The sequence below is a fragment of the Streptococcus sp. UMB0029 genome (genome assembly GCF_002871495.1).
Classification (GTDB): Bacteria; Bacillota; Bacilli; order Lactobacillales; family Streptococcaceae; genus Streptococcus.
This window is the reverse complement of sequence record NZ_PNGD01000013.1, coordinates 46,266-73,182: the sequence shown is the minus strand read 5'-3', so window position 1 is coordinate 73,182 and position 26,917 is coordinate 46,266. Positions and strand designations below refer to the sequence as shown.

21 protein-coding genes and 2 pseudogenes are annotated in these 26,917 nt (G+C 40.4%); 7 read left to right on the top strand and 16 right to left on the bottom strand.

Annotation, left to right across the window (positions count from 1 at the left end):
• Positions 1 to 117 precede the first annotated feature (117 nt).
• Positions 118 to 561: a D-aminoacyl-tRNA deacylase gene (gene dtd, locus CJ239_RS09430; RefSeq protein WP_004255596.1), complete on the bottom strand. Its 444-nt coding sequence runs from the start codon at positions 559 to 561 to the stop codon at positions 118 to 120.
• A gap of 29 nt (positions 562 to 590) precedes the next feature.
• The gene (locus CJ239_RS09425; RefSeq protein WP_102211368.1) at positions 591 to 2,813 is read right to left on the bottom strand and encodes a bifunctional (p)ppGpp synthetase/guanosine-3',5'-bis(diphosphate) 3'-pyrophosphohydrolase; all 2,223 of its coding nucleotides are present in this window, start codon (positions 2,811 to 2,813) and stop codon (positions 591 to 593) included.
• A 343-nt stretch (positions 2,814 to 3,156) separates the two neighbouring features.
• Here CJ239_RS09425 and CJ239_RS09420 point away from each other — a divergent pair, with 343 nt between their 5' ends.
• The gene (locus CJ239_RS09420) at positions 3,157 to 3,420 is read left to right on the top strand and encodes a hypothetical protein (protein ID WP_102211367.1); all 264 of its coding nucleotides are present in this window, start codon (positions 3,157 to 3,159) and stop codon (positions 3,418 to 3,420) included.
• A 123-nt stretch (positions 3,421 to 3,543) separates the two neighbouring features.
• Complete coding sequence (locus CJ239_RS09415) at positions 3,544 to 4,173, top strand: MBL fold metallo-hydrolase (RefSeq protein ID WP_102211366.1); 630 nt, start codon at positions 3,544 to 3,546, stop codon at positions 4,171 to 4,173.
• A 270-nt stretch (positions 4,174 to 4,443) separates the two neighbouring features.
• Here CJ239_RS09415 and CJ239_RS09410 read toward each other — a convergent pair whose 3' ends face one another.
• The 3 genes from CJ239_RS09410 to pepO form a co-directional block, all read right to left on the bottom strand.
• Complete coding sequence (locus CJ239_RS09410) at positions 4,444 to 6,165, bottom strand: LPXTG cell wall anchor domain-containing protein (RefSeq protein WP_257994522.1); 1,722 nt, start codon at positions 6,163 to 6,165, stop codon at positions 4,444 to 4,446.
• Between the two features lie 427 nt (positions 6,166 to 6,592).
• The gene (locus tag CJ239_RS09405) at positions 6,593 to 7,216 is read right to left on the bottom strand and encodes a recombinase family protein (protein WP_102211365.1); all 624 of its coding nucleotides are present in this window, start codon (positions 7,214 to 7,216) and stop codon (positions 6,593 to 6,595) included.
• Between the two features lie 181 nt (positions 7,217 to 7,397).
• Positions 7,398 to 9,290 carry an endopeptidase PepO gene (gene pepO, locus CJ239_RS09400; RefSeq protein ID WP_102211364.1) on the bottom strand — a complete coding sequence of 631 codons (1,893 nt, stop codon included), beginning with the start codon at positions 9,288 to 9,290 and terminating at the stop codon, positions 7,398 to 7,400.
• 180 nt (positions 9,291 to 9,470) lie between these two features.
• Here pepO and CJ239_RS09395 point away from each other — a divergent pair, with 180 nt between their 5' ends.
• The 4 genes from CJ239_RS09395 (at position 9,471) to tpx (ending at position 12,911) form a co-directional block, all read left to right on the top strand.
• Entirely contained in the window at positions 9,471 to 10,193 is a 723-nt protein-coding gene (locus CJ239_RS09395; RefSeq protein WP_102211363.1) for a metal ABC transporter ATP-binding protein, read from the top strand.
• A complete protein-coding gene (locus CJ239_RS09390) occupies positions 10,190 to 11,038 on the top strand; it encodes a metal ABC transporter permease (RefSeq protein WP_050223493.1) in 849 nt (282 codons plus the stop codon). The genes CJ239_RS09395 and CJ239_RS09390 overlap by 4 nt, the downstream gene beginning before the upstream one ends.
• A gap of 31 nt (positions 11,039 to 11,069) precedes the next feature.
• The gene (psaA, locus tag CJ239_RS09385; RefSeq protein ID WP_102211362.1) at positions 11,070 to 11,999 is read left to right on the top strand and encodes a metal ABC transporter substrate-binding lipoprotein/adhesin PsaA; all 930 of its coding nucleotides are present in this window, start codon (positions 11,070 to 11,072) and stop codon (positions 11,997 to 11,999) included.
• A 420-nt stretch (positions 12,000 to 12,419) separates the two neighbouring features.
• Positions 12,420 to 12,911: a thiol peroxidase gene (gene tpx, locus CJ239_RS09380; RefSeq protein WP_061087714.1), complete on the top strand. Its 492-nt coding sequence runs from the start codon at positions 12,420 to 12,422 to the stop codon at positions 12,909 to 12,911.
• Positions 12,912 to 13,091: 180 nt separating this feature from the next.
• Here tpx and CJ239_RS09375 read toward each other — a convergent pair.
• The 5 genes and pseudogenes from CJ239_RS09375 to CJ239_RS12270 form a co-directional block, all read right to left on the bottom strand.
• A pseudogene (locus CJ239_RS09375) lies at positions 13,092 to 13,250 on the bottom strand (competence protein ComA); the annotation flags it as partial.
• A 140-nt stretch (positions 13,251 to 13,390) separates the two neighbouring features.
• Entirely contained in the window at positions 13,391 to 14,023 is a 633-nt protein-coding gene (locus tag CJ239_RS09370; protein WP_102211360.1) for an ABC transporter ATP-binding protein, read from the bottom strand.
• A gap of 1 nt (position 14,024) precedes the next feature.
• Positions 14,025 to 16,040, bottom strand: coding sequence for a DUF1430 domain-containing protein (locus tag CJ239_RS09365; RefSeq protein WP_102211359.1), 2,016 nt, complete (start codon positions 16,038 to 16,040; stop codon positions 14,025 to 14,027).
• A gap of 102 nt (positions 16,041 to 16,142) precedes the next feature.
• Positions 16,143 to 16,439 carry a lactococcin 972 family bacteriocin gene (locus CJ239_RS09360; RefSeq protein ID WP_102211358.1) on the bottom strand — a complete coding sequence of 99 codons (297 nt, stop codon included), beginning with the start codon at positions 16,437 to 16,439 and terminating at the stop codon, positions 16,143 to 16,145.
• A 313-nt stretch (positions 16,440 to 16,752) separates the two neighbouring features.
• Positions 16,753 to 16,922 (bottom strand): annotated as a pseudogene (locus tag CJ239_RS12270) (PhrA family quorum-sensing system peptide).
• 191 nt (positions 16,923 to 17,113) lie between these two features.
• On the opposite strand from CJ239_RS12270, the gene CJ239_RS09350 reads away from it, so the two are divergent.
• A complete protein-coding gene (locus CJ239_RS09350) occupies positions 17,114 to 17,977 on the top strand; it encodes a helix-turn-helix domain-containing protein (RefSeq protein WP_102211357.1) in 864 nt (287 codons plus the stop codon).
• Positions 17,978 to 18,391: 414 nt separating this feature from the next.
• Here CJ239_RS09350 and CJ239_RS09340 read toward each other — a convergent pair whose 3' ends face one another.
• The 6 genes from CJ239_RS09340 to CJ239_RS09310 form a co-directional block, all read right to left on the bottom strand.
• Positions 18,392 to 21,100, bottom strand: coding sequence for an ABC transporter permease (locus CJ239_RS09340; RefSeq protein ID WP_102211356.1), 2,709 nt, complete (start codon positions 21,098 to 21,100; stop codon positions 18,392 to 18,394).
• A gap of 1 nt (position 21,101) precedes the next feature.
• Positions 21,102 to 21,803, bottom strand: coding sequence for an ABC transporter ATP-binding protein (locus CJ239_RS09335; protein WP_102211370.1), 702 nt, complete (start codon positions 21,801 to 21,803; stop codon positions 21,102 to 21,104).
• A gap of 1 nt (position 21,804) precedes the next feature.
• Positions 21,805 to 22,062, bottom strand: coding sequence for a hypothetical protein (locus CJ239_RS12265; RefSeq protein WP_042900556.1), 258 nt, complete (start codon positions 22,060 to 22,062; stop codon positions 21,805 to 21,807).
• A gap of 93 nt (positions 22,063 to 22,155) precedes the next feature.
• Positions 22,156 to 22,848: a phosphoglycerate mutase gene (locus CJ239_RS09325; RefSeq protein ID WP_000240129.1), complete on the bottom strand. Its 693-nt coding sequence runs from the start codon at positions 22,846 to 22,848 to the stop codon at positions 22,156 to 22,158.
• A 144-nt stretch (positions 22,849 to 22,992) separates the two neighbouring features.
• Positions 22,993 to 25,785, bottom strand: coding sequence for an isoleucine--tRNA ligase (gene ileS, locus CJ239_RS09320; protein WP_102211355.1), 2,793 nt, complete (start codon positions 25,783 to 25,785; stop codon positions 22,993 to 22,995).
• Between the two features lie 251 nt (positions 25,786 to 26,036).
• The gene (locus tag CJ239_RS09310; protein ID WP_042900554.1) at positions 26,037 to 26,912 is read right to left on the bottom strand and encodes a DivIVA domain-containing protein; all 876 of its coding nucleotides are present in this window, start codon (positions 26,910 to 26,912) and stop codon (positions 26,037 to 26,039) included.
• Positions 26,913 to 26,917: the final 5 nt, after the last annotated feature.

The following is a 26,917-nucleotide window of genomic DNA, read 5'->3' as shown; positions in this document are numbered from 1 at the left end:
CGCTCTGAACATCAAAAAAGAAAGGACGAAATGTGTCCTTTCTAGATCTTAGCTTTTCTTCAACCCACCACAGTTGACAAAGAGCCGAAAAACCAAGCCGGCTGGGCTTGGTCTTTCTTATCTATTTTTAGTGTCAAGGATAATGGTGACTGGTCCGTCATTGACCAGTTCAACCTGCATATCCGCTCCAAAGATCCCTGTCTGAACGGGCACTTCTTGCGCTAATTTTTGATTGAATGCATCATAGAAGTCTGATGCCATATCAGGCTTGGCTGCTCCTGTGAAGGCTGGACGATTGCCTTTCTTAGTATCCGCAAAGAGGGTAAACTGAGAAATAGAAAGGATTTCTCCTTCAATATCTTTGACAGACAGGTTCATCTTGCCTTCTGCGTCTGAAAAAATCCGCATGTTGACAAGCTTTCTCACAGCATAGTCCAAATCTTCCTCTTGGTCCTCTGGTCCAACACCAACCAGCAATAAGAGCCCCTGATTGATTTTTCCCTGAACCTGACCTTCGATACTCACTTGGGCTTTTGTAACCCGTTGGATAATAATTTTCATAATAGCCTTTCTAGTAAGAGCTAGGCCAATTAGCCGTTGGTCCGTTTAACAGAGTAAACTTCTGGCACACTCTTAATCTTGTCCACAACCGTAGTCAGCGTTGAAAGGTTAGTAATACCAAAGGATACATGGATATTGGCAAATTTCATATCCTTGGTTGGTTGGGCGTTGACTGTTGAGATATTCTTGGTTGTGTTTGATAGAACTTGCAGCACATCGTTTAAGAGGCCTGTACGGTTAAGACCATAGATATCGATATGGGCTATATACTCCTTATTTGAGCTAGAGTACTGGTCTTCCCATTCCACATCAAGGAGACGTTGCTCGTAGTTTTCTTGGGCACGCAGGTTCATACAGTCCACACGGTGAATAGCTACACCACGCCCCTTGGTAATGTAGCCGACAATATCGTCACCAGGCACTGGATTACAACACTTGGCAATCCGCACTAGGAGGCCTGAGGCACCTTCAATGACCACACCACCCTCATGCTTGACCTTGAGGGTTTCTTTGTTTTCAACCTTGACTTCGCCACCTTTTACAAGTTCTTCTGCCTCCGCCTTGGCCTTGGCACGTTCTTCCTCACGGCGTTCCTTTTCAGTCAGACGATTAAAGACAGTAATAGCACCGATTTCGCCAAAACCAATGGCCGCAAAGAGGGATTCTTCTGTCTTGTAGCTGGTCTTTTGTAGAACTTGGTCCATGTGGCGCTTGTCCATAAATTTATTGGCCACATAGCCATTTTCTTGGAACTGAGCCATCAACATTTCACGCCCCTTGTTGACAGACAATTCCTTATCTTGGTTTTTAAAGAACTGGCGAATCTTGTTACGTGCCTTGCTGGTTTTGACCATATTGAGCCAATCACGACTCGGTCCAAAGGAGTTAGGGTTGGTAACAATTTCAACCTGATCTCCTGTCTTGAGCTTGGTTGTCAATGGAACCATACGGCCATTGACCTTGGCACCAGTTGCTTTTTCACCAACCTTGGTATGGATTTCATAGGCAAAGTCAATCGGTCCTGAATCTTTTGGAAGAGAGCGGACAGCTCCATCCGGAGTAAAGACGTAAATCTCCTCAGCCAGGTAATTTTCTTTAACAGAATCCACAAATTCCTTAGCATCATCTGCCTGGTCTTGGAGCTCCATCATCTCCTTAATCCAGTTCATTCCAATAGCAGATTCCTTGCTGTTAACCTGACCTTTGATACCTTTTTTATAGGCCCAGTGAGCCGCAACCCCGTACTCAGCCACCTCGTGCATGGCCTTGGTCCGAATCTGGAACTCAATCGGTCCTTTTGGCCCATAAACAGTCGTATGGATAGACTGGTAACCATTGGCCTTGCGATTAGCGATATAGTCTTTGAAACGACCAGGCATGGGTTTCCAAAGTTCATGCACATAACCCAACATGGCATAAACATCACTTTGGGTATCTAAAATACAGCGAATAGCAATCAGGTCATAGATTTCCTCAAACCGTTTTCTCTTGTCCTGCATTTTGCGGAAAATCGAGTAAATATGCTTGGGACGACCGTAAATCTTCCCTCTCAAGTGATGATCTGTCGTATAGTCTTCTAATTTTGTGACCACCTCATCCACCAAGGCCTCACGCTCTCTGCGTTTTTCCTTCATCATATGGGTAATCTTGTAAAACTCCGTAGGATTGAGATAACGGAAAGACAGGTCTTCTAATTCCCATTTGACGCTAGAAATCCCCAGACGGTGAGCAAGAGGTGCATAGATTTCCATAGTTTCTTTGGAAATACGCTCCTGCTTGTCTTTTCGAAGATGTTTTAGGGTCCGCATATTGTGCAAGCGGTCTGACAGTTTGACCAAGATAACACGGATGTCCTCAGACATGGCCATGAGCATCTTGCGATGATTTTCAGCCAACTGCTCTTCATGAGACTTGTATTTGACCTTACCAAGCTTGGTAACCCCATCGACAATCACGCGCACATCAGGACCAAACTCTCTTTCCAAATCGTCCAAGGTCGCATCAGTATCTTCCACCACATCATGCAAGAAACCACAAGCTACCGTTACAGCATCCAGCTTGAGTTTGGCTAAAATCCCTGCTACTTGGATAGGGTGAATAATGTAGGGTTCACCCGATTTCCGATACTGGCCACTGTGGCATTCAACAGCATAGACCAAGGCCTTATAGACAAAATGGACATCCTCTTCCGTTAAATATTCTTTGGTTAAAGCGACAACTTCTTCGCCTGTTAAATTCACTTCTTTTGGCATCTCTACTCTCCAATTCTTCCTACCATTTTATCACTTTTTTAAGAATATGAAAACTAGATTGGAACAGAATAAGAAAAAAATAATTCAGAATTGCTTGATAATTCTGAATTATTATTCTATAATATATTACGAAGTTAGATTTTAAACTTAGGTGATAGAAGGAGAGATAGAAGAACGGAAACCATATTGTAACCGAAAGACTTTCTGACTTCCCCAATTCCATTGAAGATAAGAAAGATAAACGATGGAACTCGTGTCACATACACTGGTACCTTGACTGGATTTTGGAATTAAAATTCTCAAGATACTTTCTTTTATCCTTTAGTTTATAAGGAGAACACCTATGAAAAAAACTGCTATTTCTATCTTTGCTCTCCTAGTGTTAGGAGTTTGCTGCCTGTTTCTATTCAGCCAGCAAAGCTATAAAAAAACAGTCGTTCAATACTATGCTAAGGACCAGAACCTGCCAAATAGGATAACTTATAGTGAATATAGCGATAAACGAGAAGCCAACTACGGTGGCACTCTAAACATCACGTCTATCAAACAAGCTAATGACGGGGTTTATGCAACCTATGAAGGGCAATTGACACCTCTCCAATATTGATAAATTGATAACCAGCCTGTCTTCATCTAGTCATGTTGGTTTTTAAGTTCATCCTAAATCCTTACCTATTCTCCCCATCTGTGCTATACTTAATTTAGTACATTCTTTGAGATTGGAGCTAGTATGAAAATCCATAAAACTGTGAATCCTGTTGCCTATGAAAATACCTATTATTTGGAAGGCGAAAAGAACCTCATCGTTGTCGATCCCGGTAGCCATTGGGAAGCTATTCGTCAGACCATCGAGAAAATCAACAAGCCGATCTGCGCTATTCTCTTAACCCATGCCCATTATGACCATATCATGAGTCTGGACTTGGTTCGCGAGACTTTTGGCAATCCTCCTGTCTATATCGCAGAGAGTGAAGCCAGTTGGCTCTACACTCCTGTCGATAATCTCTCTGGGCTTCCTCGCCACGATGATATGGCAGATGTGGTCGCAAAACCTGCAGAGCACACCTTTGTCTTTCATGAAGAATACCAATTAGAGGAATTTCGTTTTACCGCTCTACCGACCCCAGGTCACTCTATCGGCGGCGTTTCTATCGTCTTTCCTGATGCTCACCTAGTCTTGACAGGAGATGCTCTGTTCCGCGAAACAATTGGACGGACGGATCTTCCGACTGGTAGTACAGAGCAACTCCTTCATAGTATCCAGACCCAACTCTTCACTCTACCAAACTACGATGTCTATCCAGGACATGGTCCAGCTACAACCATCGCTCACGAAAAGACCTTCAATCCTTTTTTCTAGCAAGATGATGACAATAGATATCGTAATTTATAATAGATTAAAGCTAGAATAGTACGCTCTGGCTTCTAAATCATTATTAGAAATCAATTTGTTCAGACTTTATTTCATCTCACTATATTTATACTATTTTAAAATTATAAAAAACGCATAATATCAAGTGTAGAAAAGTTTGATATTATGCGTTTTATCATGAAAAGATTTTCTAAATCATCTCCTCAAATTGATTTTTTCACAGTCTAAAATAATTGATAGATAAACTATGAATTGGAGTTATTCTGACTCCTTACGGAAGCTAAATAATCCAGCAGTTAGAGTTAACATTCCAAATAGGGTAGCGAGAATTGAGTTATTTTCTCCAGTATTTGGCAAAGTCTTAGCTACTTGTTTCGAAATAGTTTCAGTCTTAGTTGCTAACGGATCAGCTTGAGTTTTTGTACTACTTGCGTCATTTTCTTTTTGTTCTGTGGTTGTTGGAGTATTACTACTATTTACAACTGGAACAGGAGTTGGACTACCTCCGTTATCACGACTTGCGGCAACTTTGAAAGTCATAGCATAGATACTAAAGTGATTGGTTTCAAAAGTAACCTTATCTGTATCTTGTTTGAACTTCAATGCCTGTAAAGTACCATCTGGAGCAACATAATAGACATTTTCAACTGGCTTATCGGCAGAAAGACTTACTAGAACCATGCCGTTTGGCTGAATAGCCTTGCCTCTCGCGTCATACAGATGAATGTCAAAGGCCTTGTATTTTTTTGATTCAAGTGAAGTCGACTTGGTTTCTTCTACCCTGATATATCTGACATTTTTGAGTGTTGCTTCTGAACCATATACTTGAACGCTTCCAGCTTCGCTCGAAAGAACACGAGTATTGTTTGGGATGTCTGGATTAAGCGTAGGAGTTACGGGGGTTGTCGGTGTTACTGGAGCAACTGGTGTAACTGGATTTACAGGATTTTCACTTGGCTTCTCTGCTGGTTTCTCTGGCTTAGTAGGCTGTGGTTGATCAGCTGGAATAGTAGGAACACTTGGTTGCTTATCTGGCTTAGGCTGTTCGCTTGGCTTCTCAGCTTGTTTTTCGGTGTGGTTCTTAAATAAGAAAACGTAAGTTTGATAAACTTCTGCGTATAGACCAAACTCTCCCACGCTTCTTCCTCTCTCATTTAGCTGATAACGGTGATAAAGTGGTGTTAACTGCCTATTTTTCGAAAATTGATAGACTTCCACGTCATTGTCTTCTTTTTTAGTGCGGAAAACCATGTAACCTTGACCTGTGATGTTAGTGTTTTTGTTTAGTTCAACCTTTCTTGTTTTTCCATCCAAAATACCTGTATAAATTGTATACGCTTCATAGTTTCTACCTTCCAATTCTGGAATTTTCACTCGAATCGGACGCATAAATATATCGCTTTTCAACATTTCTTCACGAGAAAATTCCCTCCCATTTTCTTCTAAATACCTATTCCCACTGCCCCAAAAAAAAGTTAATCTTGGTTTGTTATTGATAAAATCTTTTTCAGCAGTCCATATTCCATTGATAGGAGTTTCCTTCATATCACTGATAGGAAGTGGTGCTACAATATCTGCGTAGGTAACAACAGGGTGTTCATGAACGCTTCCGTCACGTAGAGGCCATCTTCTCACTGGTTTTCTGTTATTTTCCTGCGGTTGCTCTGTAGGTTTAACCTCTGGTTGAGGGTTTTCTGCTGGTTTTGGAGCTGGAACGGGTGTTTCAGCTGGTTTATTTTCAACCGGCTTATTCTCAACTGGTTTTACTGGCTGAGTAGGCTGTGGTTGCTCTGTAGGTTTAACCTCTGATTGAGGATTTTCTGCTGGTTTTGGCGCAGGTGTTGGTTGAGCGGTATTAGGTTTAACAGCAGCATTTGGCTGTGGCGCAACGTTTTCCTCGGCATGCACCAAAGTTGGCACTACAGCACTAAGAGTGACAGCAGAGAAGGTAACAATACCTAGTTTAGTGAGTTTATTCATAATTTTTCCTCCTCAGGAATATATAATTGCCTTTTTAGGCTTATAAAATGACAAAATCAACTTCCTTTCAAGACCACAAAAGCAAAATTTTGAGCCAACTCATTCTCTAAACATTTAATGTCCTTGATAGAAGCCTTAAATGAACCTTCATCCATTAACTGAACAATACGTCTATCACACTATTACACATCTTAATGATTTTTAAATTTTTTGTTGCCAAAAGCTAGCTATCTCCTTTAGAGATAGGGAACTAAGTGTATCGCGTAACGACCGTTAAACGATACACAAAAAATACCAGTCTAATACAGGTTAAAAACACTGTTAAACTCGCATTTTTTAAATATTCATATTGTTGTTTTGACTGTTTTATCAAACGGTCGTTAATCGAAACAAATTTACGGCTTTATTCTACCATTTTTCCCTGTTTTTAGCAATGATTTTCCGTTTTTTTTTGACGATTGTTCGCCACTTTATTACGTTCTAACACTTTATATAGGGTTGATGTAGAAATTTGTTCAGTTTTTGCAATATTACGTATGCTTATATCTGAATGTAGATATTTGTTAAGTATCCGCTCCTCCTTTTCTTTTGAAATCCGTTTTGCTCCTAATCTAACACCATTTTCCTTAGCTTTTCGAAGTCCCTCTTTTGTGCGAAACCTCAGATTTTCCAGCTCATTTTCTGCCACAAAGCCTAAAATGATGCAAAGTAACCTGCCAATAAGAGAACCTGTTTCTAGCTTTTCATGCAAACTGACTAGGTGAATATTAGATTCATTAAATAGTTCAATAAGTTCTAGCAGCTTAAACATAGATCGAGTCAGTCTATCTAACTTATAGATAGTGAAAGTAACCTGCTTGCCATCTTTCGAAAAGTCAGAGGCCAGTTTTAAAGCCTTTGTAAGTTCAGGACGAGTGTTATTTGCACCAGATTCCTTTTCTATAAAAAGTTTATCGCAATGTTTGAGAGCTTCGATTTGCACTTTCAATCCTAGGTCTTGCTTATGAGTAGATACACGGGCGTAGCCTATGTTGATAGTCTTTTGAGACATAAAAATCCTCCTGTTATCTTGATACAGAGGGATATTTTACTATGAATTTTAAAATAAGAAAAGACTTCAATTTCATAATCCCTATGAACTACACCCTAAAAGCTAGATTGTTCTATCTAACTTTTGGGGTGTACATAGATAGGGAAGGTATAATTATAGGAGTTTTACTTGCTTATTTGCATTACCAAATAATGACGCGCTCTTCTGGTGAACGCCACATACCGTCGCCTTCTTTGACATCATAGGTTGTAAAGAAATCATCGAAGTTTGGTACTTGCACATTGACACGGAGTTTGGCTGGTGCGTGCACATCGACGCTAGCCAAAAGTTTCATAAATTCTGGACGACCTTTCATGCGCCAGATGCGACCGAAGTTGTAGAAGAACTCTTCTGCTGAGAAGTCTGGTTCTCTCTTAGCTGCTTCAAGGGCTGCAGCGATTCCTCCCAAGTCAGCCACGTTTTCTGACACAGTCAATTTACCGTTGATAGTTGCTCCATAAGAATCCTGTCCATCAAATTGGTCAATAACTTTTTGTGTTTTCTCCTTGAAGGCAGCATAGTCGCTCTCTGTCCACCAATCCTTGAGGCTACCATTTTCATCGAAGGAAGCTCCGTTGGTATCAAAGGCGTGGGAAATTTCATGGGCAATAACCGCCCCAATACCACCATAGTTAGCAGAAGATGACTGATGCAAGTCATAGAAAGGAGCCTGTAAAATGGCCGCTGGAAAGACAATCAGATTCTTCTGTGGATTGTAGTAGGCATTGACCATATGAGCAGGCATGCCCCATTCCTTGTAGTCAACAGGTTGGTTCCACTTGCTCCAACTGTGCTTGATTTCCACACGCGCAAAGGCTAGAGCATTGTCAAAAAGGCTAGCCGTTTCATCCACTACCTTGTCCTTATAGCGTGCTGGCAATTCTTCTGGGTAACCGATATAAGGCTTGATGACATTGAGTTTGACGATGGCCTTGTCACGAGTTTCTGGAGTCAGCCAGTCATTTTTAGCCAAGCGTTCCTTATAAACATCAATCATGGTTGCCACTTTTTTCTCCACGTCTGCCTTAGCCTCTGGGGAGAATTTTTCATGGGCATACCAGAGACCCAAGGCTTGTTTGAATGGACCTTGTGCTAGCTGGTAGGCTGCCTTGACCTTGTCTTTGGCTTCTGGAACTCCTGAAAGCGCACGGCTATAAGCACCTGACAAAACACGGATTTCTTCTGTTAAATAGCTGGTTGAGAGATTCACAACACTTAAAATTAAGGTTGCCTTGAGGAGAGGCCAGGCCTCTTCACTATAGAATTGGTCTGCTGCTTGCCAGAAACGTTCCTCGTCTACGATAACCTTGTCTGGTACTTGTCCAAGAACGGCTTGGAAGAAGTCATCCAAAGGTAGGGCAGGTGCGAATTTTTTGAAATCTTCGTAAGAATATGGATGGTAGAGTTTAGCATATTCTGAACTTTCTTCATTAGAGAGCACCACTGACGCAACTCGGCGGTCCAATTCTAGTCTTTTCTCTAGCAAGTCTTCAATTTCTTCATCAGAGAAATCATAAGCTTTGAGGAGATTTGCGCTGCTTTCTTTCCAAAGAGTCAAGAGCTCTTCGCGCTGAGGATGATCTTCTGCATAGTAGGTCGTGTCTGGCAGGATTGTGCTTGGAGCGCTAGCCCATAGAACATTGATTCTAGCATCCATAAAGTCTGGCGATACACCAAAAGGAAGGAAGTTTGGTTTGCCAGCAAGCTCAAATTCTGCTAGTTTAGCTGTAAAATCCGCAAAAGTCTCCAATTTTTGGAATTCTTTAAGAAGTGGTAAGACAGGTGTGATACCGTCAGCTTCTCTCTTGTCAAAATCACGAACTAGACGGTGGTATTTGACAAAGTTTGCCAAGATAGCATCTTCAGGCACTTCTTCTCCTGCCAACCACTTGTCTGTTGTCGCCAGCATCAAATCTTCAATTTCCTGGTCTAAATCAACAAAACCTCCAGTTTGAGACTTATCGGCTGGAATTTCAGCTGTTTTCTGCCATTCTCCATTAATGGCATCATAAAAATCGTCTTGATAACGTGTCATCTTGTTCTCGCTTTCATTTGTACTTGTTTTTAGCTTAACAAAAATTACCTGGGAATGCAATTAAAATACAAGATTAAAAAAACTTAAATATTTTACTATTAATATTTTAATTTTTCGAAAAATTAACTTGACTTAATTTTTTTTTTAAGGTATATTAAGAGTAAGGAGGAATACAAGTTTATGATACGTATCGAAAACCTCAGTGTCTCCTACAAAGAAACGTTGGCACTTAAGGATATTTCACTAGTGCTCCAAGGACCAACAATTACCGGAATCATTGGTCCAAACGGTGCTGGAAAATCAACATTATTAAAAGGTATGCTGGGAATTATCCCTCATCAAGGTCAGGCATTTCTCGATGACAAGGAAGTTAAAAAATCCTTACACCGAATTGCCTATGTCGAACAAAAAATCAATATCGACTACAACTTTCCCATCAAGGTCAAGGAATGTGTCTCACTAGGACTCTTTCCCTCTATCCCTCTCTTTCGCAGTTTAAATGCTAAACATTGGAAAAAAGTAGAGGAAGCCCTTGAAATCGTCGGCTTAGCCGACTATGCTGAACGTCAAATCAGTCAACTATCTGGAGGTCAATTTCAGCGGGTTTTGATTGCCAGATGTTTGGTACAGGAAGCCGACTATATCCTCTTGGATGAACCCTTTGTTGGGATTGACTCAGTCAGTGAGGAAATCATCATGAATACGCTGAGAGATCTGAAAAAAGCTGGTAAGACGGTTCTCATCGTTCACCACGACCTCAGCAAGGTTCCCCACTACTTCGATCAAGTCTTACTTGTCAATCGAGAAGTGATCGCCTTTGGTCCGACCAAAGAAACCTTTACCGAAACCAATCTCAAAGAAGCTTACGGTAATCAACTCTTTTTCAATGGAGGTGACCTATGATTGCAGAATTTATCAATGGATTGCAAAAATTCCATTTCCTACAAAATGCCTTGATAACAGCTATTGTCGTCGGGGTCGTAGCTGGAGCTGTGGGATGTTTCATCATCCTACGCGGGATGTCACTCATGGGAGATGCCATTTCACATGCTGTCTTGCCAGGTGTAGCCCTCTCCTTCATCTTGGGCGTTGACTTCTTTATCGGAGCCATTGTCTTTGGATTGCTAGCTGCTATCATCATTACCTACATCAAGGGGAACTCGATTATCAAAAGCGATACCGCCATCGGCATTACCTTTTCTTCTTTCTTAGCCCTCGGTATCATCTTGATTAGTGTCGCTAAAAGTTCAACTGACCTTTTCCATATCCTTTTTGGTAATATTCTAGCCGTCCAAGATACGGATATGTTTATCACTATGGGCGTAGGGGCGGTCATTCTCTTGTTAATCTGGATTTTCTTCAAGCAACTCTTGATAACTTCCTTTGATGAACTCTTGGCCAAAGCCATGGGAATGCCTGTCAATTTCTATCACTACCTCCTCATGATACTCCTGACTCTCGTGTCTGTGACAGCCATGCAAAGTGTTGGAACTATCCTGATTGTAGCCATGCTGATTACCCCAGCTGCAACTGCTTATCTGTATGCTAATAGCCTGAAAAGTATGATTTTCCTTTCCTCAACCTTTGGAGCTACAGCTTCAGTTTTGGGACTCTTTATTGGCTATAGTTTAAACTTAGCAGCTGGTTCTAGCATCGTACTTACAGCTGCTAGCTTCTTCTTAATCAGTTTCTTTATCTCTCCTAAACAACGATATTTGAAACTGAAAAATAAACATTTGTTAAAATAAGGGGCAAAACCCCAATAAATTGGAGGATCTAATGAAAAAATTAGGTACATTACTCGTTCTCTTTCTTTCCGTTATTGCTCTTGTAGCATGTGCTAGCGGAAAAAAAGATGCAGCTTCTGGTCAAAAACTAAAAGTTGTTGCTACAAACTCAATCATCGCTGATATTACTAAAAATATTGCTGGTGACAAGATTGATCTTCACAGTATCGTTCCGATTGGACAAGACCCACACGAATACGAACCACTCCCTGAAGATGTTAAGAAAACTTCTGAGGCTGACCTCATTTTCTATAACGGTATCAACCTTGAAACAGGTGGCAATGCTTGGTTTAGCAAATTGGTAGAAAATGCTAAGAAAACTGAAAACAAAGACTACTTTGCAGTCAGCGAAGGCGTTGATGTTATCTACCTTGAAGGAAAAAATGAAAAAGGTAAAGAAGACCCACACGCTTGGCTTAACCTTGAAAATGGAATTATCTTTGCTAAAAATATTGCCAAACAATTGAGCGCTAAAGATCCTAGCAACAAGGAATTCTACGAAAAAAATCTCAAAGAATATACTGATAAGTTAGACAAACTTGATAAAGAAAGTAAGGATAAATTTAATAACATCCCTGCTGAAAAGAAACTCATCGTAACCAGCGAAGGAGCATTCAAATACTTCTCTAAAGCCTATGGTGTCCCAAGTGCCTACATCTGGGAAATCAATACTGAAGAAGAAGGAACTCCTGAACAAATCAAGACCTTGGTTGAAAAACTTCGCCAAACAAAAGTTCCATCACTCTTTGTAGAATCAAGTGTGGATGACCGTCCAATGAAGACTGTTTCACAAGACACAAACATCCCAATCTACGCACAAATCTTTACTGACTCTATCGCAGAACAAGGTAAAGAAGGCGACAGCTACTACAACATGATGAAATACAACCTTGACAAGATTGCTGAAGGATTGGCAAAATAATCTAGATATTAGTTTATCTATTACTAGGTTCTTGTCTCTCTTTACATTACTTCTAATATTAGCTTTGTTAGTTCTATCTCTAGCTAAAGAAAGCGTTTATAAGAATAAATATTTCTTAAATCAGTACGAACGAAGTGAGTTTTTACCAGATATTTCTCACTGTAGTGGTATCCTAGATAAGAACTTTGATCTTATCTAGGACGGAATTTTTGAGACCTAAGGCTCAAAAATTAGGGATGAAATTCCAAAGGAAGTTGCTCCCGTCCGCACTACCTTCGAGAAATATCAAATAGATAAAAAATCTGAAAAACGTCATTCTCACATGAGCTGGCGTTTTTTCTATGCCCATATTTCCAGTCAAATCATTGGAAAATTCTGACCGTTTCAGCTAAAATGGAAGAAAAAAGATTGGAGTATCCTATGGTAACTTTTCTCGGAAATCCTGTGAGCTTTACAGGTAAACAACTACAAGTCGGCGACAAGGCGCTCGATTTTTCTCTTACTACAACAGACCTTTCTAAAAAATCTCTGGCTGATTTTGATGGCAAGAAAAAAGTCTTGAGTGTCGTTCCTTCTATCGATACAGGTATCTGCTCAACTCAAACGCGTCGCTTTAATGAAGAACTTGCTGGACTGGACAACACGGTCGTATTGACTGTTTCCATGGACCTACCTTTTGCTCAAAAACGTTGGTGTGGTGCTGAAGGTATTGAAAATGCCATCATGCTCTCAGACTATTTCGACCATTCCTTTGGGCGTGACTATGCACTTTTAATCAATGAGTGGCACCTATTGGCACGCGCAGTCTTTGTCCTCGATACTGACAATACGATTCGCTACGTTGAATACGTGGACAATATCAACTCTGAACCAAACTTCGAAGCCGCAGTTGCAGCTGCTAAAGCCCTATAGAAAAAATCCTCTGTCACAAAGAGTTCCCTACTCTTTGAAACGGAGGATTTTTCTTATTCTTTAATTATTGTTTATTTTGAAATGAATCCTTCAAAATCTTTTAGTTGAAAATTATATTTTTCAGTGAGTAACACATTATCCACTGCAACATCTTCTCCCAATGGGTAAATATTTCTTTTGAAACGGTTGTAGGAGGAAAATATCTCTTACACTATTATTGATTCTGAGAGAAAATTGCAAAACATCATCTACCAAACTTTCAATTATTGAGATTTTTTGCAGTTTATCTGAATTAGAATCGCAAGGCTTCTCAATAATATAATTGTCGAATTTTTTCAATCTAACTTCCTCTCCACTATTTCTTCCTTTATCAAGAAAAAGTTACCTCAATATTAATAAAGTACAATTCTAAATTAACTCCAATTATTGATTCATGATAATATTTCAGTAACTCATCGTGCAATTAAAAACAAGGATTTTTATTTCAGACGATCCATCGTGATCACTTCATCAGCCATCTCCCAAATTGCCGGATTATGTGTTGCGATAATAATTAGCCTATTATCATCTCGAAGAGATAGCAAAATCTCCATAATCAACTGAGAGGTTGCTGGGTCTATTGAAGCTGTTGGCTCATCTGCCAGAATAAGGGGTGGATTCTTTAAGATAACTTTTGCCAAGGCAACCCGTTGCGATTCTCCGCCCGATAACTCAAAGATGCGCTTATCTAGGTTAAGATAAGCCAGGCCGACCTGTTCTAAAGCCTGCTTCTGCCTCAACCGCTGTTCCGACCGACTCAACTTTTGACTAATGAGACCTAGCTTAAGGTTTTCTTCAATACTTTGGTTTTCAATTAAGCCAAAGTTCTGGAAGAGGTAGCCCAATTCGTGACGGAAAAAATCACTCGATTTATAATTTGCCAAGTCTTTACCTCGGTAAAAAATCGTCCCATCATAAGATTCTAATTTCCCAATCATGTTCATCAAGGTTGTTTTACCGCTACCACTTGAACCAATTAAGGCATAGACTTTTCCAGCCTCAAATGTCATTGAAAGATTCGAAAATAACTCTCGTTCTCCAAAAGATTTACTCACCTGTTTAAGTTCAATCATATTAACCTCCCTTCAAAACAAGCATGGACATCTTGTTTTCTTTCTGCATTTGGACATGTAACTGTAAAAGAGATAGACCAGTGAAGAGTAACAAGACTAAGAAAGCAACTACTATCTCTACCTGAAGAAATACACTCGCAACAAATCCCAGTAAAAACACACCCAGTTGAGCAAAGAGATAAGTGCGATGGATTTCTAAGAACCTGAGACCTGCAATGCGTTTGATAAAAATAGCACGTCTAAATTCTTCAAAGTAGAGCCTATTCATAGTGTTAAACAACAAGATTGAAGTTGCAATCCCAAGCACAGCTCCTGCTAGCATTACCCAACGTTCCCTCTGGATATTATCCGATAATGTGATGTAGTTGTGGTAACCTGTTTGCATTTCTGAGACCCAATTTTCAATGCCTTGTCTCTGGATAAGCTCCTGGGCATCAGACAATTGATTAAAGAGAACGTAGTTCTGTACTGCGTCTACCCAAAACAAAACGGACTGTGGACCAGTTGATTGGGGTGTTATAACAATGATGATTGGATCTTTCAAAAACTGCTGGTAAGAAATAGGGGTCGTATTATACACAAAACGATCCTGACCTGATTCCAAATAACCTACCGTAGCAGTCATTTGCTGTCGTTCATCTTGACTAGACATGCGACTGGTTAAGTCGTCTTCAAAAACAGATTTATAATGTTCTTCCTCTGAACGGAGGTGTTCAGGCAGTAATAAGACAAACTCCCCTACATCAAGGTGATTCATCTTTTGCTCAATAGTTGTATCTACAGGAATGTTTTGACGCTCCAAGTATTGCGGTGTGACGATAAGGACATTGCCATTCGGGCTGTAATCGTGCCATTCTGTAGAGGTTGTCAAGTTTTTGGAGGAAGCCATGCCATTTTGCAAAGTACGGTCAATTAACTGGTGTCTAGATAAGAAAGCCTTTTGTTCTGAAACAGCCAGATCCATCAATTGATACCAAGTTCTGAGTTTTCTTTGAGCTTGTTCATCAAAACCAGGACTCGTTCCTTCACGGCTGATTGATAGGATAGTCAGTTGCCTTTCCTGACTCCAAACCTCTTGTCCAATCCGATGCTGTTGCCAGGCTTGGGAATACTTTAAACTACTCCCTATTCCCAGCGTTACAATAATAATCGCTAATAGTTGACCGATTAAAATTAAACTAATGATTCCTCTGACAGGCACTTGCCCTTTTATAATCTGCATCAGGTGTATCTTTTTTATCCCAACTGCGAAGAGTTGAGCGAAAAACAGGGAGATCGACAACAAGATGAGATTATAACTGAGCAAGCCTGCTCCTATGGTCATTAGGGATTGCGTTGGAAGCGACAGAATTTTTTGCATAAGAATGGCGAGCACGCCAGCTAAACTGAAACCAACAGCTATCCCTTTCAAATCCTCACCAACTGGTCTAAGGAAAATGGACCATCGTTTCTCTCCTGAAATGAGGCGAATGCCCGACGACCGTAATTGGCTAATTTGACTAATTAAAGTCAGTGCTACAAAGGTTAAGATGAAAATCAATAAACTGATTAACTGAAATCCGTTACTAAAGATAGCCATTAACGTAGATAGTTTAGATGGAATTGTCAGGTGCATGTTAGTCAAGCCAAGTTGACTTAGCTCCTCCCTTAGCAAGTGAATATCTAGGTTTCCATCGAATACAAAATAGTTTGTTTCAACACTACTACTTTGAGCATCTTCTAGATTTTTTTCCTGAAGCCCATCAGGCAACTTTCCGTTCCCAAAGGTCGTATAAGAAAAAACTGTAGTACCTTCTGAGTTAGGATCTTGGTGTTGAATCGCAATAAAGCTATCCGTTTCTTCTGCTAGTTTTCCCAAGCGTGTAGCAACATGCTGAAAAGTTGTTTCAGGGGAAGAATCACGTACAACAACGTTGGGGTAATAATGGGAGACATATGTATCAGTCCAAATGGTAAATACCCAAACAAAGAACAAACTAGCAAGCAGGTTGGATATGAGTATAAATAATTTTTTCATAGTGCATTCCTTATTCTAAAGCAGAGGGCAGAAATACCCCTGCCCTCTATAAACTAACAAGCTTACTAAACTATTGATAAAAGAATCTTCTTCAATTATTCTTTACCATCCCGCATCAAATGTAACTTGCTCCCCAAAATTTGTATTAACAAACGCATAGGCCGCACTACGTGCTCCTGCATAAGCTGTTTTTTGATTGTCACGTCCATTACTTCCAACATAGGTCCAGTGATCCCGTGAACCATGATAATAATTCGAAAATGCTCCCCAATTATTTGGATCATGATGGCCTCCATAGGTCCACTCGCCACCACGGTGAGAAACTGCCAAAACAGGAAGAGTTAAACTAAATGCCAAAACGGCAAGGGAGGATGCAACTACTTTTCTAATTTTTAACATATTATTACTCCTCTAAATGAAATATTATAAAATGAGCAAAATGCAACTACATATTTTAATTAGAAATCTCAGTCTGAATTATAGTATCCTATTTTTTCCTCCTTTCTAACTGCACGTTCCTTTCTACAGGCAGAGACCTAATTTTATAAACTAATCTTAAATACTTTAGATTTTGTAACTCATAATTTTCAACAGTTGGTTAGCTATGAAAGCATTTTATCAAACATCTCCATTCTTATATCTATCTGGTATTGTTACAAGCTCTCATAAGAATACCTTTCTCTAAATAGTTGAATTTTAAAGTAATACGAAATCAATCAGCCTTCCCAACATCAAGTCCATTGGACTTCTTTTGTGATTGTACTCGAACTTCCAATTGTCTATTCTTCTGAATAACTGTTGGTAAGGAATTGTGTTACTAAACGTAAAAACACCTAGCAATGCAAATGTAACTAATTTTTTAATTCCACGTTTTTTTCTCATGCAATGAAACCCTTTTCTGTTTCCTTGTTTTTATTTTAACAGATATATTTTATTTAGCCAAGCATTTTTATGTAATTTTTGACTTTTTTGTTTTTTTATTACCATAAAGAATTATTTATTTCTTTAACTTGCTATTTTGAACTAAAAATTTTATAATGAAATTAAGCAAATAGGAAGGATTATTATCTTTAATGAATACACTCGCAGAGAAATTCAGATTGAAAAGAAAAGAGTTGAGACTCTCCCAACAAACTCTTGCAGAAGGAATTTGTGAACAAAGCCAGATTAGTAAAATTGAGAGAGGGCATTTCATTCCCTCCGCAGACCTTTTGTTCAAACTATCACAACGACTTGAAGTACCATTAGATTATTTTTTTAATGAACAAATTGAAATTAAATCTAACCTCTCTAATTTCAAGAAATTATCTGCTCGACTATTAGGTGACAGAAATTATGACAATTTGGAATATATTTATAAAATAGAGATTGAGCGAAGCACCTTTCTAACACTAGAAGACCGAGCTTACCTTGAATGGATTAAAGCTATTATTGACTTCTATCAATATGACAGTAAGTGTGAGGCTATTTCTTCATTGGAAAATATATTATTAAAAGTCTCTTCAAATACTCTGATTTATTTAAAGGCCTTGAATACTCTATCTAATTTCTATTCCTTAGTGGGTCGTGAACAAGAATATGAGGCAAACTACTCTCATTTGATGGAGTTATATCAGACAAAAAATTTTGAGCATCAAGAGTTTTTATTTGGGTACATCAGAGTTCGTTACAACTACGCTCACTACCTAGTGTCGAAGGAAAAATATAACGAAGCCATCCAAGAAGCTCTTGAGACGATTGAACTCTGTAAACAAAGACAGACAAGCTACCAACTGGCTCCTCTACTTATTCTTGTAGGAAATGCTGGAGCCAAATTTCTAGACAGAGAACAAGTCAAAAATTATTATATAGAAGCAAGAGAGTTATGTAAGATTTATAACAATCCTTTAATGTTGATGAAGATAGAAAATTATTTGAAGGAATTAGATACTGTTTAGTTAATCTTGACATTATAGTTTTTCTGAAACGTTAAATAACCTGTAAGGCTGATAGTGAAATTAATACTATCAGCCTTATAATTATGTGAAGATTCCTTTAGGGATAGTGGTAAGTAATACTAAAGCCTCTTTGAGAGGCAAGTGACGAGTCAAGAGCAATGAGGCTTGAACAACGTGAAAGCCAGCGTCTTTAGGCGCTGGCTGGTAATTTGGGCTTATAGTCCTGGGACAAACCACCCGTTTGACGGGTGGTCATGATTTACGAGTAAATATAAGTTCAATCAGATAAAAACAACTACCTTATACTCAATGAAAATCAAAGAGCAAACTAGGAAACTAGCCACAGGCTACTCAAGACACTGTTTTGAGGGTGTAGATATAGCTGATCTGGTTTGAAGAGATTTTCGAATAGTATTACTCTACAGATTTCAAGGCTTCTAACATATCAACCTTTCTCAGATGATGATTGACAAAGAAACCGAGCAGGGTCAAAATAATGCTTACTGCTGCCACTGGGATTACATAGACTTCCCAACCTACCTGCGGATAAAAGAGAATAGTCGCAGGCGAAATCATTTGAATCAAAAATTGGTGTAAATAGAAACCTGAGATCAAACCAAGTACGATTCCCACAAGGGACAAGACAATCGTCTCACGATAAATGTAAAGAGTGACTTCTTTATTATGAAAGCCGAGCACCTTGATAGTAGAAAGTTCACGGATTCTCTCAGCCACATTGATATTGGTCAGATTGTAGAGGATAACAATAGCCAATAGAACCGACACGATGACCAGGATGGTCATGGTCTGATTGAGTGAGCTAGCGACAGAGTCAAAGAGTCGAATGGCTGAAGCATTTTGAACAACACTGGACACCGCAGCTTGATTCATAAGTAAGCCTGCCTGACTTTCGATACTAGGCGCACTAGAATCCTTTAGCCTAACCAGATAAGTGTTGGCTTGGGGTAGCTGTCCGTAAATTTGTTCATAGCTAGCTTGACTCATATAAATAAAGTGACCAACGTAGTTCTCAGCAATGGCAGCGACCGTTAGCTCCTTACCTTCAATTTCTAAAGTCTGTCCAACCTTAACACCTGCCAACTGGGCTAGTTTAGCTGTGATGACAACACCATCTTTTAAAGTCAGCTCCTGCTGATGATGTTGCAGATGGATAAAAGGAGTTAAATCTTCTTTCTCTGTCATCATAAGGGTGATATTCTGAAGACCAGCCTTGCCTTTGAAATCCTTGTCTAGCGTTTTAGAATAGATTTTCTGGTAGGCTTGGATATCCTGCCCTTTCAACACTTCTTCTAGCTCTACCTTGTCTTGATTGGTCGCACTAGGATTTTCAGAGACAATCATCTGATACTGTTGGATTTGTTGAAACTGTCTAGACGGAACTCCTGCTACAGAGGATTGGATTCCCAAGCCTGCAAAGAGCAGAGCGACTGAACCAGCCACACCAAAGATCGTCATCAACATTCTCTGCTTATAACGGAAGATATTGCGGGCTGTTACCTTATGGGTAAAACTGAGACGACGCCAGATAAAACCGATGCGCTCCAGTAAGATTTTAGCTCCTTTGACAGGTGGTTTAGGCAGTAAAAGCTGGGCTGCTTCATCGTGAAGTTCCCTCCGAGCCACCAGATAGGCTGGTAAGACACTCGCCAACCAACTTAAACCAAGAGCCAGCAAACTATAGGTCCAATAAAACTGAATCTGGGTTTCTCCCACCACCATGCCTTTTGTAATGACACTTGAAATCACACTGGCTAGTAAATAATGGCCAAGTATACTACCTAGAGCTGTTCCGACAGTCCCAGCTACTAGACCGTAAAGGAGAAACTTGGCAATAATATCCTTGCTACGATAACCCAAGGCCTTAAAAATCCCTGCATGTGTTCGTTCTTCATCCACAAAGCGAGTCATGGTGGTAAAGGTCACCATGGCTGCTACGGCATAAAGCACTACCGGAAAGATATTGCCCACTGCTCGAATACTGGCTGAAGCATTGCTGTACATGAGATAGCCTTGACCGCCAGGCATGGTCTGACGATTATAGACCTGATACCTTGGCTCAGCCAAATCATCCAAGACTTGCTGATGTTTTTCTAATTTTTCCTTTTCTTGGGCTAGATTTTGTTCAGCCTGCTTTAGTTTGTCCTCTTCCTTGCTCAATTCCTGCTTGGCTTGGGTAAGTTGAGCACTAGCCTGCTCTCTATGGGCTTGAGGAAGCAAGGCTAGTTGACTTTCTTGAGCCTGTATACGAGCTTGAGCAGCTACTAAACGACGCTTGCCTTCCTGCAAATTAGTCTCAGCCTTGTCAAGGGTCTCTTGACCTTTGTCTAGAGACTCTTGTCCTTCTTTTTTCAAGAGTTGCAAACGTGCCTTGCCATTATCTGATAAAGCTTGTTCAAGGTCTTCCTGATGTTGCTTGGATTTCTCTTCATAAGTTTCTGAAAAAGTATTTAAGCCTGCTAAATCTTGATATTTCAAACGAGCTATATTGTAGACTTTCTGATCAAACTGGCTAGGTAAAATCACCCCATAGGCTGTCAGAGTCCCACTTCCACTTCCTGCGTAGCCCATATCTCGCTGGGAAAGGATTTCAGCCGAATCCACAAAACCAGTAATGGTATAGGTATGGTTTTTTAAAGAGGAATGACCGCCTTCTTTTTCTTTAAAACTAATCTCCTGTCCCACACTGTATTGCTCCTGCAGATGACTTGCCAAAGCGATTTCCTGGTCTGACTGCGGAAGTCGTCCCTCTCTTATCTGAAAGGTTGAAATTCGCTCTGGTTTGGAGTACAGCCGAATGGCATCCTGCCCATTATCCATAGTCACATCTGTCAAATAGCCAAACTCAACCTCTGCACCCTGCATCTGTTCTAGTTCTTTTTGATCTGCTTGATCCAAGCCATAGTTAGACATGACTGCCAAATCCAAGGTTTGAGCAGTTGTGAAATAAGCATTGGCAGTCGCCTCCATATTGGGGCTAGTCACTTTGAGACCTACTAGGGCTAGAGAGCCCAACATCATCAAGGTCAAGATGGATAAAAAACGCCCCTTGGAGCCTGTGAAGGACTGAATTAAGTCCTTCCAATAGGTTTTTCGTTTGATCATGCTAGTACTCCAAACTGTCAATATCCTGAGGATGCTGGTTAATCACCACATCCTTGACACTGGCATCATGCATATGAATCACGCGATCCGCAATAGGAGCTAGCGCGCTATTATGAGTCACAATGATCACCGTCGCTCCCTTTTGACGAGACATGTCTTGGAGAATTTTCAAGACTTGCTTGCCCGTCTGATAATCCAAGGCTCCAGTTGGTTCATCACAAAGGAGAAGTTTAGGATTTTTAGCTACCGCGCGTGCAATGGAGACTCGCTGTTGCTCCCCTCCAGAAAGCTGGGCTGGGAAATTATTGATACGATGAGTCAGACCTACATCTATCAAGACCTTCTCAGGATCCAAGGCATCTGTTACGATTTCAGAAGCCAGTTCCACATTTTCCTTAGCAGTCAAATTGGAAACTAGATTGTAAAACTGAAAAACAAACCCCACATCATTACGACGGTAATTGGTGCGCTGGTAGGAACTATAGTCTGCAATATTGACACCATCAATCCAGATTTCCCCCTCGTCATTGGTATCCATCCCCCCGAGAAGATTAAGAACTGTTGACTTGCCAGCACCTGACGCACCAAGGATAATCACCAGCTCCCCTTTTTCAATCTCAAAATTCACATCACGATTGGCCACAATCTCCGTGTCCCCAACCTGATAACGCTTGTAACAGTGTTTCATCTCAATATAAGCCATATCATTTTCTCTTTCTTTCATATTTATACTCTTCGAAAATCTCTTCAAACCACATCAGCTTCACCTTGCCGTAGGTATGGTTACTGACTTCGTCAGTCTTATCTACAACCTCAAAACAGTGTTTTGAGCTGACTTCGTCAGTCTTATCTACAACCTCAAAACAGTGTTTTGAGCTGACTTCGTCAGTTCTATCCACAACCTCAAAACAGTGTTTTGAGCAGCCTACGCCTAGCTTCCTAGTTTGCTCTTTGATTTTCATTGAGTATTAATATCATTATATCGCTTTTTCAAATAGTTGAAAACTGGGAACAAAAACAAAAAGCCTAGAAATCAATTCTAGACTTACAATTTTTTATTTTCCAAGGTAGTATTCAGAAACTACGTTCAATTTTTCGTCGAATTCGAATACCAATGGTGGGAAGTTAGGGATTTCTACGTCCATGATTTCGTCATCTGACAAACCTTTGATGTGTTTTACAAGGGCACGGATTGAGTTACCATGAGCTCCTACGAATACATTTTTACCATCTTTAAGAGCTGGAGCGATTTTATCTTCCCAGAAAGGAAGGGCACGTTCCAAAGTCACTTTCAAGTTTTCAGCATCTGGGATTACTGAGTCGTCAAGTGAAGCGTAACGACGGTCTGTGTGAGCTGAGTGCTCATCATCACGGTCCATGTTTGGAGGCAATACATCGTATGAACGACGCCAGATGTGAACTTGCTCATCACCAAATTGCTCAGCAGCTTCAGCTTTGTTTTTACCAGTCAAACCACCGTAGTGACGTTCGTTCAAGCGCCATGATTTTTCAACTGGAACCCACAATTGGTCAGAAGCTTCAAGAGCCAAGTTCGTTGTTTTGATAGCACGTTTCAATACTGAAGTGTAAGCTTGGTCAAATTCAATACCAGCTTCTTTGATCAATTTACCAGCGTCAATCGCTTGTTGTGTACCTTTTTCAGACAAATCAACATCAGCCCAACCAGTGAAAAGGTTAGCTTTGTTCCATTCAGACTCACCGTGGCGAGCAAAAACCAATTTTACCATTAGATGGATTCTCCTTTAAATTTTCCGAGGTTTCCCCTCGTTTATCTATTCTATTTTACACAATTTTTCACAAAAAAGCTAGTCAAAACCAAAAGGAAAGGACTGTTTGGTAATCCTTTTCCTTCTCAATATCATACAACAACCTTACTTCTCTTCAAATCCTTCTGCGACTGCTTCTGCAAAGTTTTCTTCTACGATGCTTGCACAGTGGTCACAGATGACTGCGTGGTAGCTACGTTCTGCTGTTGTTGGGTCGATACGACGGCAACGGTCACATACTTGGCCTGCAGCGCGTTCAACTGTAAAGGCTACATCTTCGAAGCTAACAGCAGCTTCTGGAGCTGGTCCTTCTGCAATGGTCAAGTCTGACACGATCAAAAGTTGAGCTACATTGCTGTTTACTGCTTCGAGTAATGTTTTCACCACTTCGTTTGGATAAACAGTCAAGTGTGCTTCAAGTGATTTACCGATTAATTTTGCATTACGAGCCTCTTCCAAGGCTTTTTGAGCTTGTCCACGGAAGTCCATGAAGGCAGCCCATGTATCCAAGATTTCCTCTTGATTAGCAAATGTTTCCGCTTCTGGCAATTCTGACAATTGAACGAAGTCTTCTGCTTCAAACTCAAGATATGACCAAATTTCTTCCGCAGTGTGAGGAAGGATTGGTGTCAAGAGTTTGGTGATTTTGACAAGAATGTCATAGAAAACAGTCTGCATTTGACGGCGTTCCAATGATTTGGCACCTTCGATGTAGACAACATCTTTGGCAAAATCAAGGTAAAAGGCTGACAAATCAACGTTGATAAAGTTTACCAAGGCCTTGTAGATTGTCAAGAATTCAAAGTTTGCATAAGCGTCACGAATGGTCTTGACAAGCTGGTTAAAGCGAATCGTCATATACTTATCAACTGAACGAAGCTCATCGTAAGCGACTGCATCTTGAGCTGGGTTAAAGTCAGATGTGTTAGCAATCAAGAAACGAAGAGTGTTACGAATCTTACGGTAAGTTTCAGAGACTTGACTCAAAATATCCATAGAGATACGTACGTCATTGCTTGAGTCAACACTTGTTACCCAGAGGCGCAAGATTTCAGCACCAAATTGTTTTTCAACATCGCTTGGAGCAATGGTATTTCCGAGAGATTTAGACATCTTCTCACCTTTACCATCAAGGGCAAATCCTTGTGACAAGATTTGTTTGTAAGGCGCTACGCCATGGTTGGCAACAGATGTGATAAGTGAAGAGTTGAACCATCCACGGTATTGGTCAGAACCTTCAAGGTAAAGATCTGCTGGGTAAGTCAACTCAGGACGGTTTACTACAACTCCATTCCATGATGAGCCTGAGTCAAACCAAACGTCCATGATATCTGTTTCTTTCTTGAACTCACCATTTGGAGAACCTGGATGAGTAAATCCTTCTGGCAAGAGGTCCTTAGCATCACGTTCCCACCAAATACTTGAACCATGTACTTCAAAGAGTTGAGCCACATGTTCAATCGTTTCAGCAGTCATAATCGCTGTACCGTCTTCAGCATAGAAGATAGGAAGTGGAACACCCCAAGCACGTTGACGAGAGATGACCCAGTCACCACGGTCACGGATCATATTGTAAAGACGGACTTTACCCCATTCTGAGTGGAATTTTACTTTTTCAATTTCATCCAAGATTTCTTGGCGGAATTTAGAAACTGAGGCAAACCATTGTGGAACCGCACGCCAGATGATTGGTTTCTTAGTACGCCAGTCAAATGGGTATGAGTGAGAGATTTCTTCTTGAGCAAGAAGGAGGTTGCCAAGTTTTTCAATAACAGTTGGAACCACCTTGTCATAGAATTGACCTTCAAACTCAGCACCAGCATTGGCCATCATGATACCGCGTTCGTCAACAGTGACTGCGACTTCAAGACCATTAGCAATACCGACATTGTAGTCGTCCTCACCAAAACCAGGGGCTGTATGGACAATACCTGTACCAGAGTCAGTCGTAACATGGTCACCAAGGATCACCAACTCATCTACAGCTGTATCCCATGGGTGTTCTGTTACAATGTGGTTCAATTCTTGACCACGGTAAGTTTCCAAAACTTGAACATCAGACCAGCCAAATTTCTCAGATAAGCTATTCAATAATTCTGCAGCTACTACAAACTTGCGAGCTTCACCAGCAGGTTGAACCAAAACGTAATCAATATCCGCTCCAACCGTCAAACCACGAGATGCTGTGATAGTAAATGGAGTAGTTGTCCAGACAACGATGTAAGTATCTGTATCTAGAACACCTTTGCCATCTTTCACCTTATTGGCATAGTAAAGGGAAGTTGAAATCAAATCATGGTATTCAATCTCTGCTTCAGCAAGGGCAGACTCTGATGACCAAGACCAGTAAACTGGCTTAGCACCACGGTAGATATAACCCTTGTTAGCCATTTCACCGAAGACACGGATTTGTGCTGCTTCATAATCAGGAGTCAAGGTCACATATGGATTTTCCCAGTCACCAGAAACACCCAAACGTTTAAAGTCTTCGCGTTGTTTATCTACTTGAGAAAGAGCATATTCACGGCAAAGTTTCAAGTACTCAACCAAGTCCATTTCTTTGCGCTTAACACCTTGCTTTGCCAAAACTTGCTCGATTGGCAGACCATGAGTATCCCAACCTGGGATAAATGGTGCGTAAAAACCTGACATAGATTTTGATCGAACAATGATATCTTTTGAAATCTTGTTCATAGCGTGTCCAACGTGGATATTTCCGTTTGCATATGGAGGGCCATCATGCAAGGTGAAATGAGGTTTTCCTTGGTTCAATTCTTGACGACGTTGGTAAAGTTTTGCATCTTCCCATTCCTTTTGCCAAACTGGCTCTTTGGTAGGAAGGCCTGCACGCATTGGGAAAGCTGTTTTCCCAAGGTTAAGAGTATCTTTGAGTTTCATGGTATCTCCTTTATAAATAATAACAAATTAAAAACCACGACTTCCAAAAAGGACGAAAATCGTGGTACCACCTTTATTCGAAAAAAGATTCAGCTTTTTTCCTCTTATCCCGTAACGTGGGGAACGTCAAATCTTACTCCATTCAGACTTGATTATTTGAGAGGATAATCTTATCAATAGGGATTACAGGACTCACACCATCTCCTGCTCGCTGGAAATATAAGGATAAGATATTGTTCTCAGATCATTTCTTATAAAATTGTAACAGATTCTTGCGGTGCCACAAATCCTGGTTCTGAGTTTACAGCTTCAGTAGCTGGTGTTGGGCCTGAGTAATGACTTGGGGCTACTTCTGGCTCTTCATACATCGGACCAACTGGATGAGCTGGACTTTCCTCAACAGCCTGAACTGGTGAAACAACCTGTTCTTGTGTAGCTCTTGCTTCAACTTCTGCAAGTTCCTTATTAGCCGCTTCGATACGCGCTTGCAACTCTGCCATTTCCTCAGGAGAAAACTGGCGAGTAATATCAATTGGTTCTTCCTCTGAATGTTGTTGTAAGACAGAGTCACCTAAAACTTCGCTAACCACTTCTTTAAAGGCCTCATCACTTGTTTGTAGATAAGTCGCTGTTGGGCGAAGAATGTCTTCCCAATCTGATGATTCAACAATTGCTAACTGGCTCTCAATTGTTGATTTGAGACGTTGGTGGAAGACACGGCTCTTGTTCTTCAATTCTTCTGTTTCAACTGCAACTTTCTTAGCATTATCCGTTGCGTGACGAAGAATTTCATTAGCCTTGTATTTAGCTTCTTCCAACAAACGTTGCGCATCTTGCTCTGCTTGATGGATAATATTATTTGAACGTTCAGCTGCAGCTTGTTTTACTCGTTCAGCTGTATCTTGTGCAATCAATACAGACTGGCTTAATGAATCTTTCATCTCATCAAAGTAAGACAAACGCTCTTCCAAACTCTTAATATGTAAATCCTTATCATGATTAGAGCGAACTAAATCCTCATAATCACGGACTACAATATCTAAAAATTCATCTACTTCTTCTTGATCAAACCCTCTGAAGCGTGTGTTAAAGGTTTTATCTTTGATTTCTAACGATGTAATTGGCATATTTT

Bases quoted from the DNA above. Each gene is read 5' to 3' on its own strand.
- CJ239_RS09395 (WP_102211363.1), top strand. From the start codon at position 9,471: ATGATACGTATCGAAAACCTCAGTGTCTCCTACAAAGAAACGTTGGCA.
- CJ239_RS09365 (WP_102211359.1), bottom strand. From the start codon at position 16,040: ATGAAAAAATTATTTATACTCATATCCAACCTGCTTGCTAGTTTGTTC.
- CJ239_RS09415 (WP_102211366.1), top strand. From the start codon at position 3,544: ATGAAAATCCATAAAACTGTGAATCCTGTTGCCTATGAAAATACCTAT.
- CJ239_RS09350 (WP_102211357.1), top strand. From the start codon at position 17,114: ATGAATACACTCGCAGAGAAATTCAGATTGAAAAGAAAAGAGTTGAGA.
- CJ239_RS09310 (WP_042900554.1), bottom strand. From the start codon at position 26,912: ATGCCAATTACATCGTTAGAAATCAAAGATAAAACCTTTAACACACGC.
- CJ239_RS12265 (WP_042900556.1), bottom strand. From the start codon at position 22,062: ATGAAAATCAAAGAGCAAACTAGGAAGCTAGGCGTAGGCTGCTCAAAA.
- CJ239_RS09410 (WP_257994522.1), bottom strand. From the start codon at position 6,165: ATGAATAAACTCACTAAACTAGGTATTGTTACCTTCTCTGCTGTCACT.
- tpx (WP_061087714.1), top strand. From the start codon at position 12,420: ATGGTAACTTTTCTCGGAAATCCTGTGAGCTTTACAGGTAAACAACTA.
- ileS (WP_102211355.1), bottom strand. From the start codon at position 25,785: ATGAAACTCAAAGATACTCTTAACCTTGGGAAAACAGCTTTCCCAATG.
- dtd (WP_004255596.1), bottom strand. From the start codon at position 561: ATGAAAATTATTATCCAACGGGTTACAAAAGCCCAAGTGAGTATCGAA.
- CJ239_RS09425 (WP_102211368.1), bottom strand. From the start codon at position 2,813: ATGCCAAAAGAAGTGAATTTAACAGGCGAAGAAGTTGTCGCTTTAACC.
- CJ239_RS09360 (WP_102211358.1), bottom strand. From the start codon at position 16,439: ATGTTAAAAATTAGAAAAGTAGTTGCATCCTCCCTTGCCGTTTTGGCA.
- pepO (WP_102211364.1), bottom strand. From the start codon at position 9,290: ATGACACGTTATCAAGACGATTTTTATGATGCCATTAATGGAGAATGG.
- CJ239_RS09370 (WP_102211360.1), bottom strand. From the start codon at position 14,023: ATGATTGAACTTAAACAGGTGAGTAAATCTTTTGGAGAACGAGAGTTA.
- CJ239_RS09335 (WP_102211370.1), bottom strand. From the start codon at position 21,803: ATGGCTTATATTGAGATGAAACACTGTTACAAGCGTTATCAGGTTGGG.
- CJ239_RS09325 (WP_000240129.1), bottom strand. From the start codon at position 22,848: ATGGTAAAATTGGTTTTTGCTCGCCACGGTGAGTCTGAATGGAACAAA.
- CJ239_RS09390 (WP_050223493.1), top strand. From the start codon at position 10,190: ATGATTGCAGAATTTATCAATGGATTGCAAAAATTCCATTTCCTACAA.
- psaA (WP_102211362.1), top strand. From the start codon at position 11,070: ATGAAAAAATTAGGTACATTACTCGTTCTCTTTCTTTCCGTTATTGCT.
- CJ239_RS09420 (WP_102211367.1), top strand. From the start codon at position 3,157: ATGAAAAAAACTGCTATTTCTATCTTTGCTCTCCTAGTGTTAGGAGTT.
- CJ239_RS09405 (WP_102211365.1), bottom strand. From the start codon at position 7,216: ATGTCTCAAAAGACTATCAACATAGGCTACGCCCGTGTATCTACTCAT.
- CJ239_RS09340 (WP_102211356.1), bottom strand. From the start codon at position 21,100: ATGATCAAACGAAAAACCTATTGGAAGGACTTAATTCAGTCCTTCACA.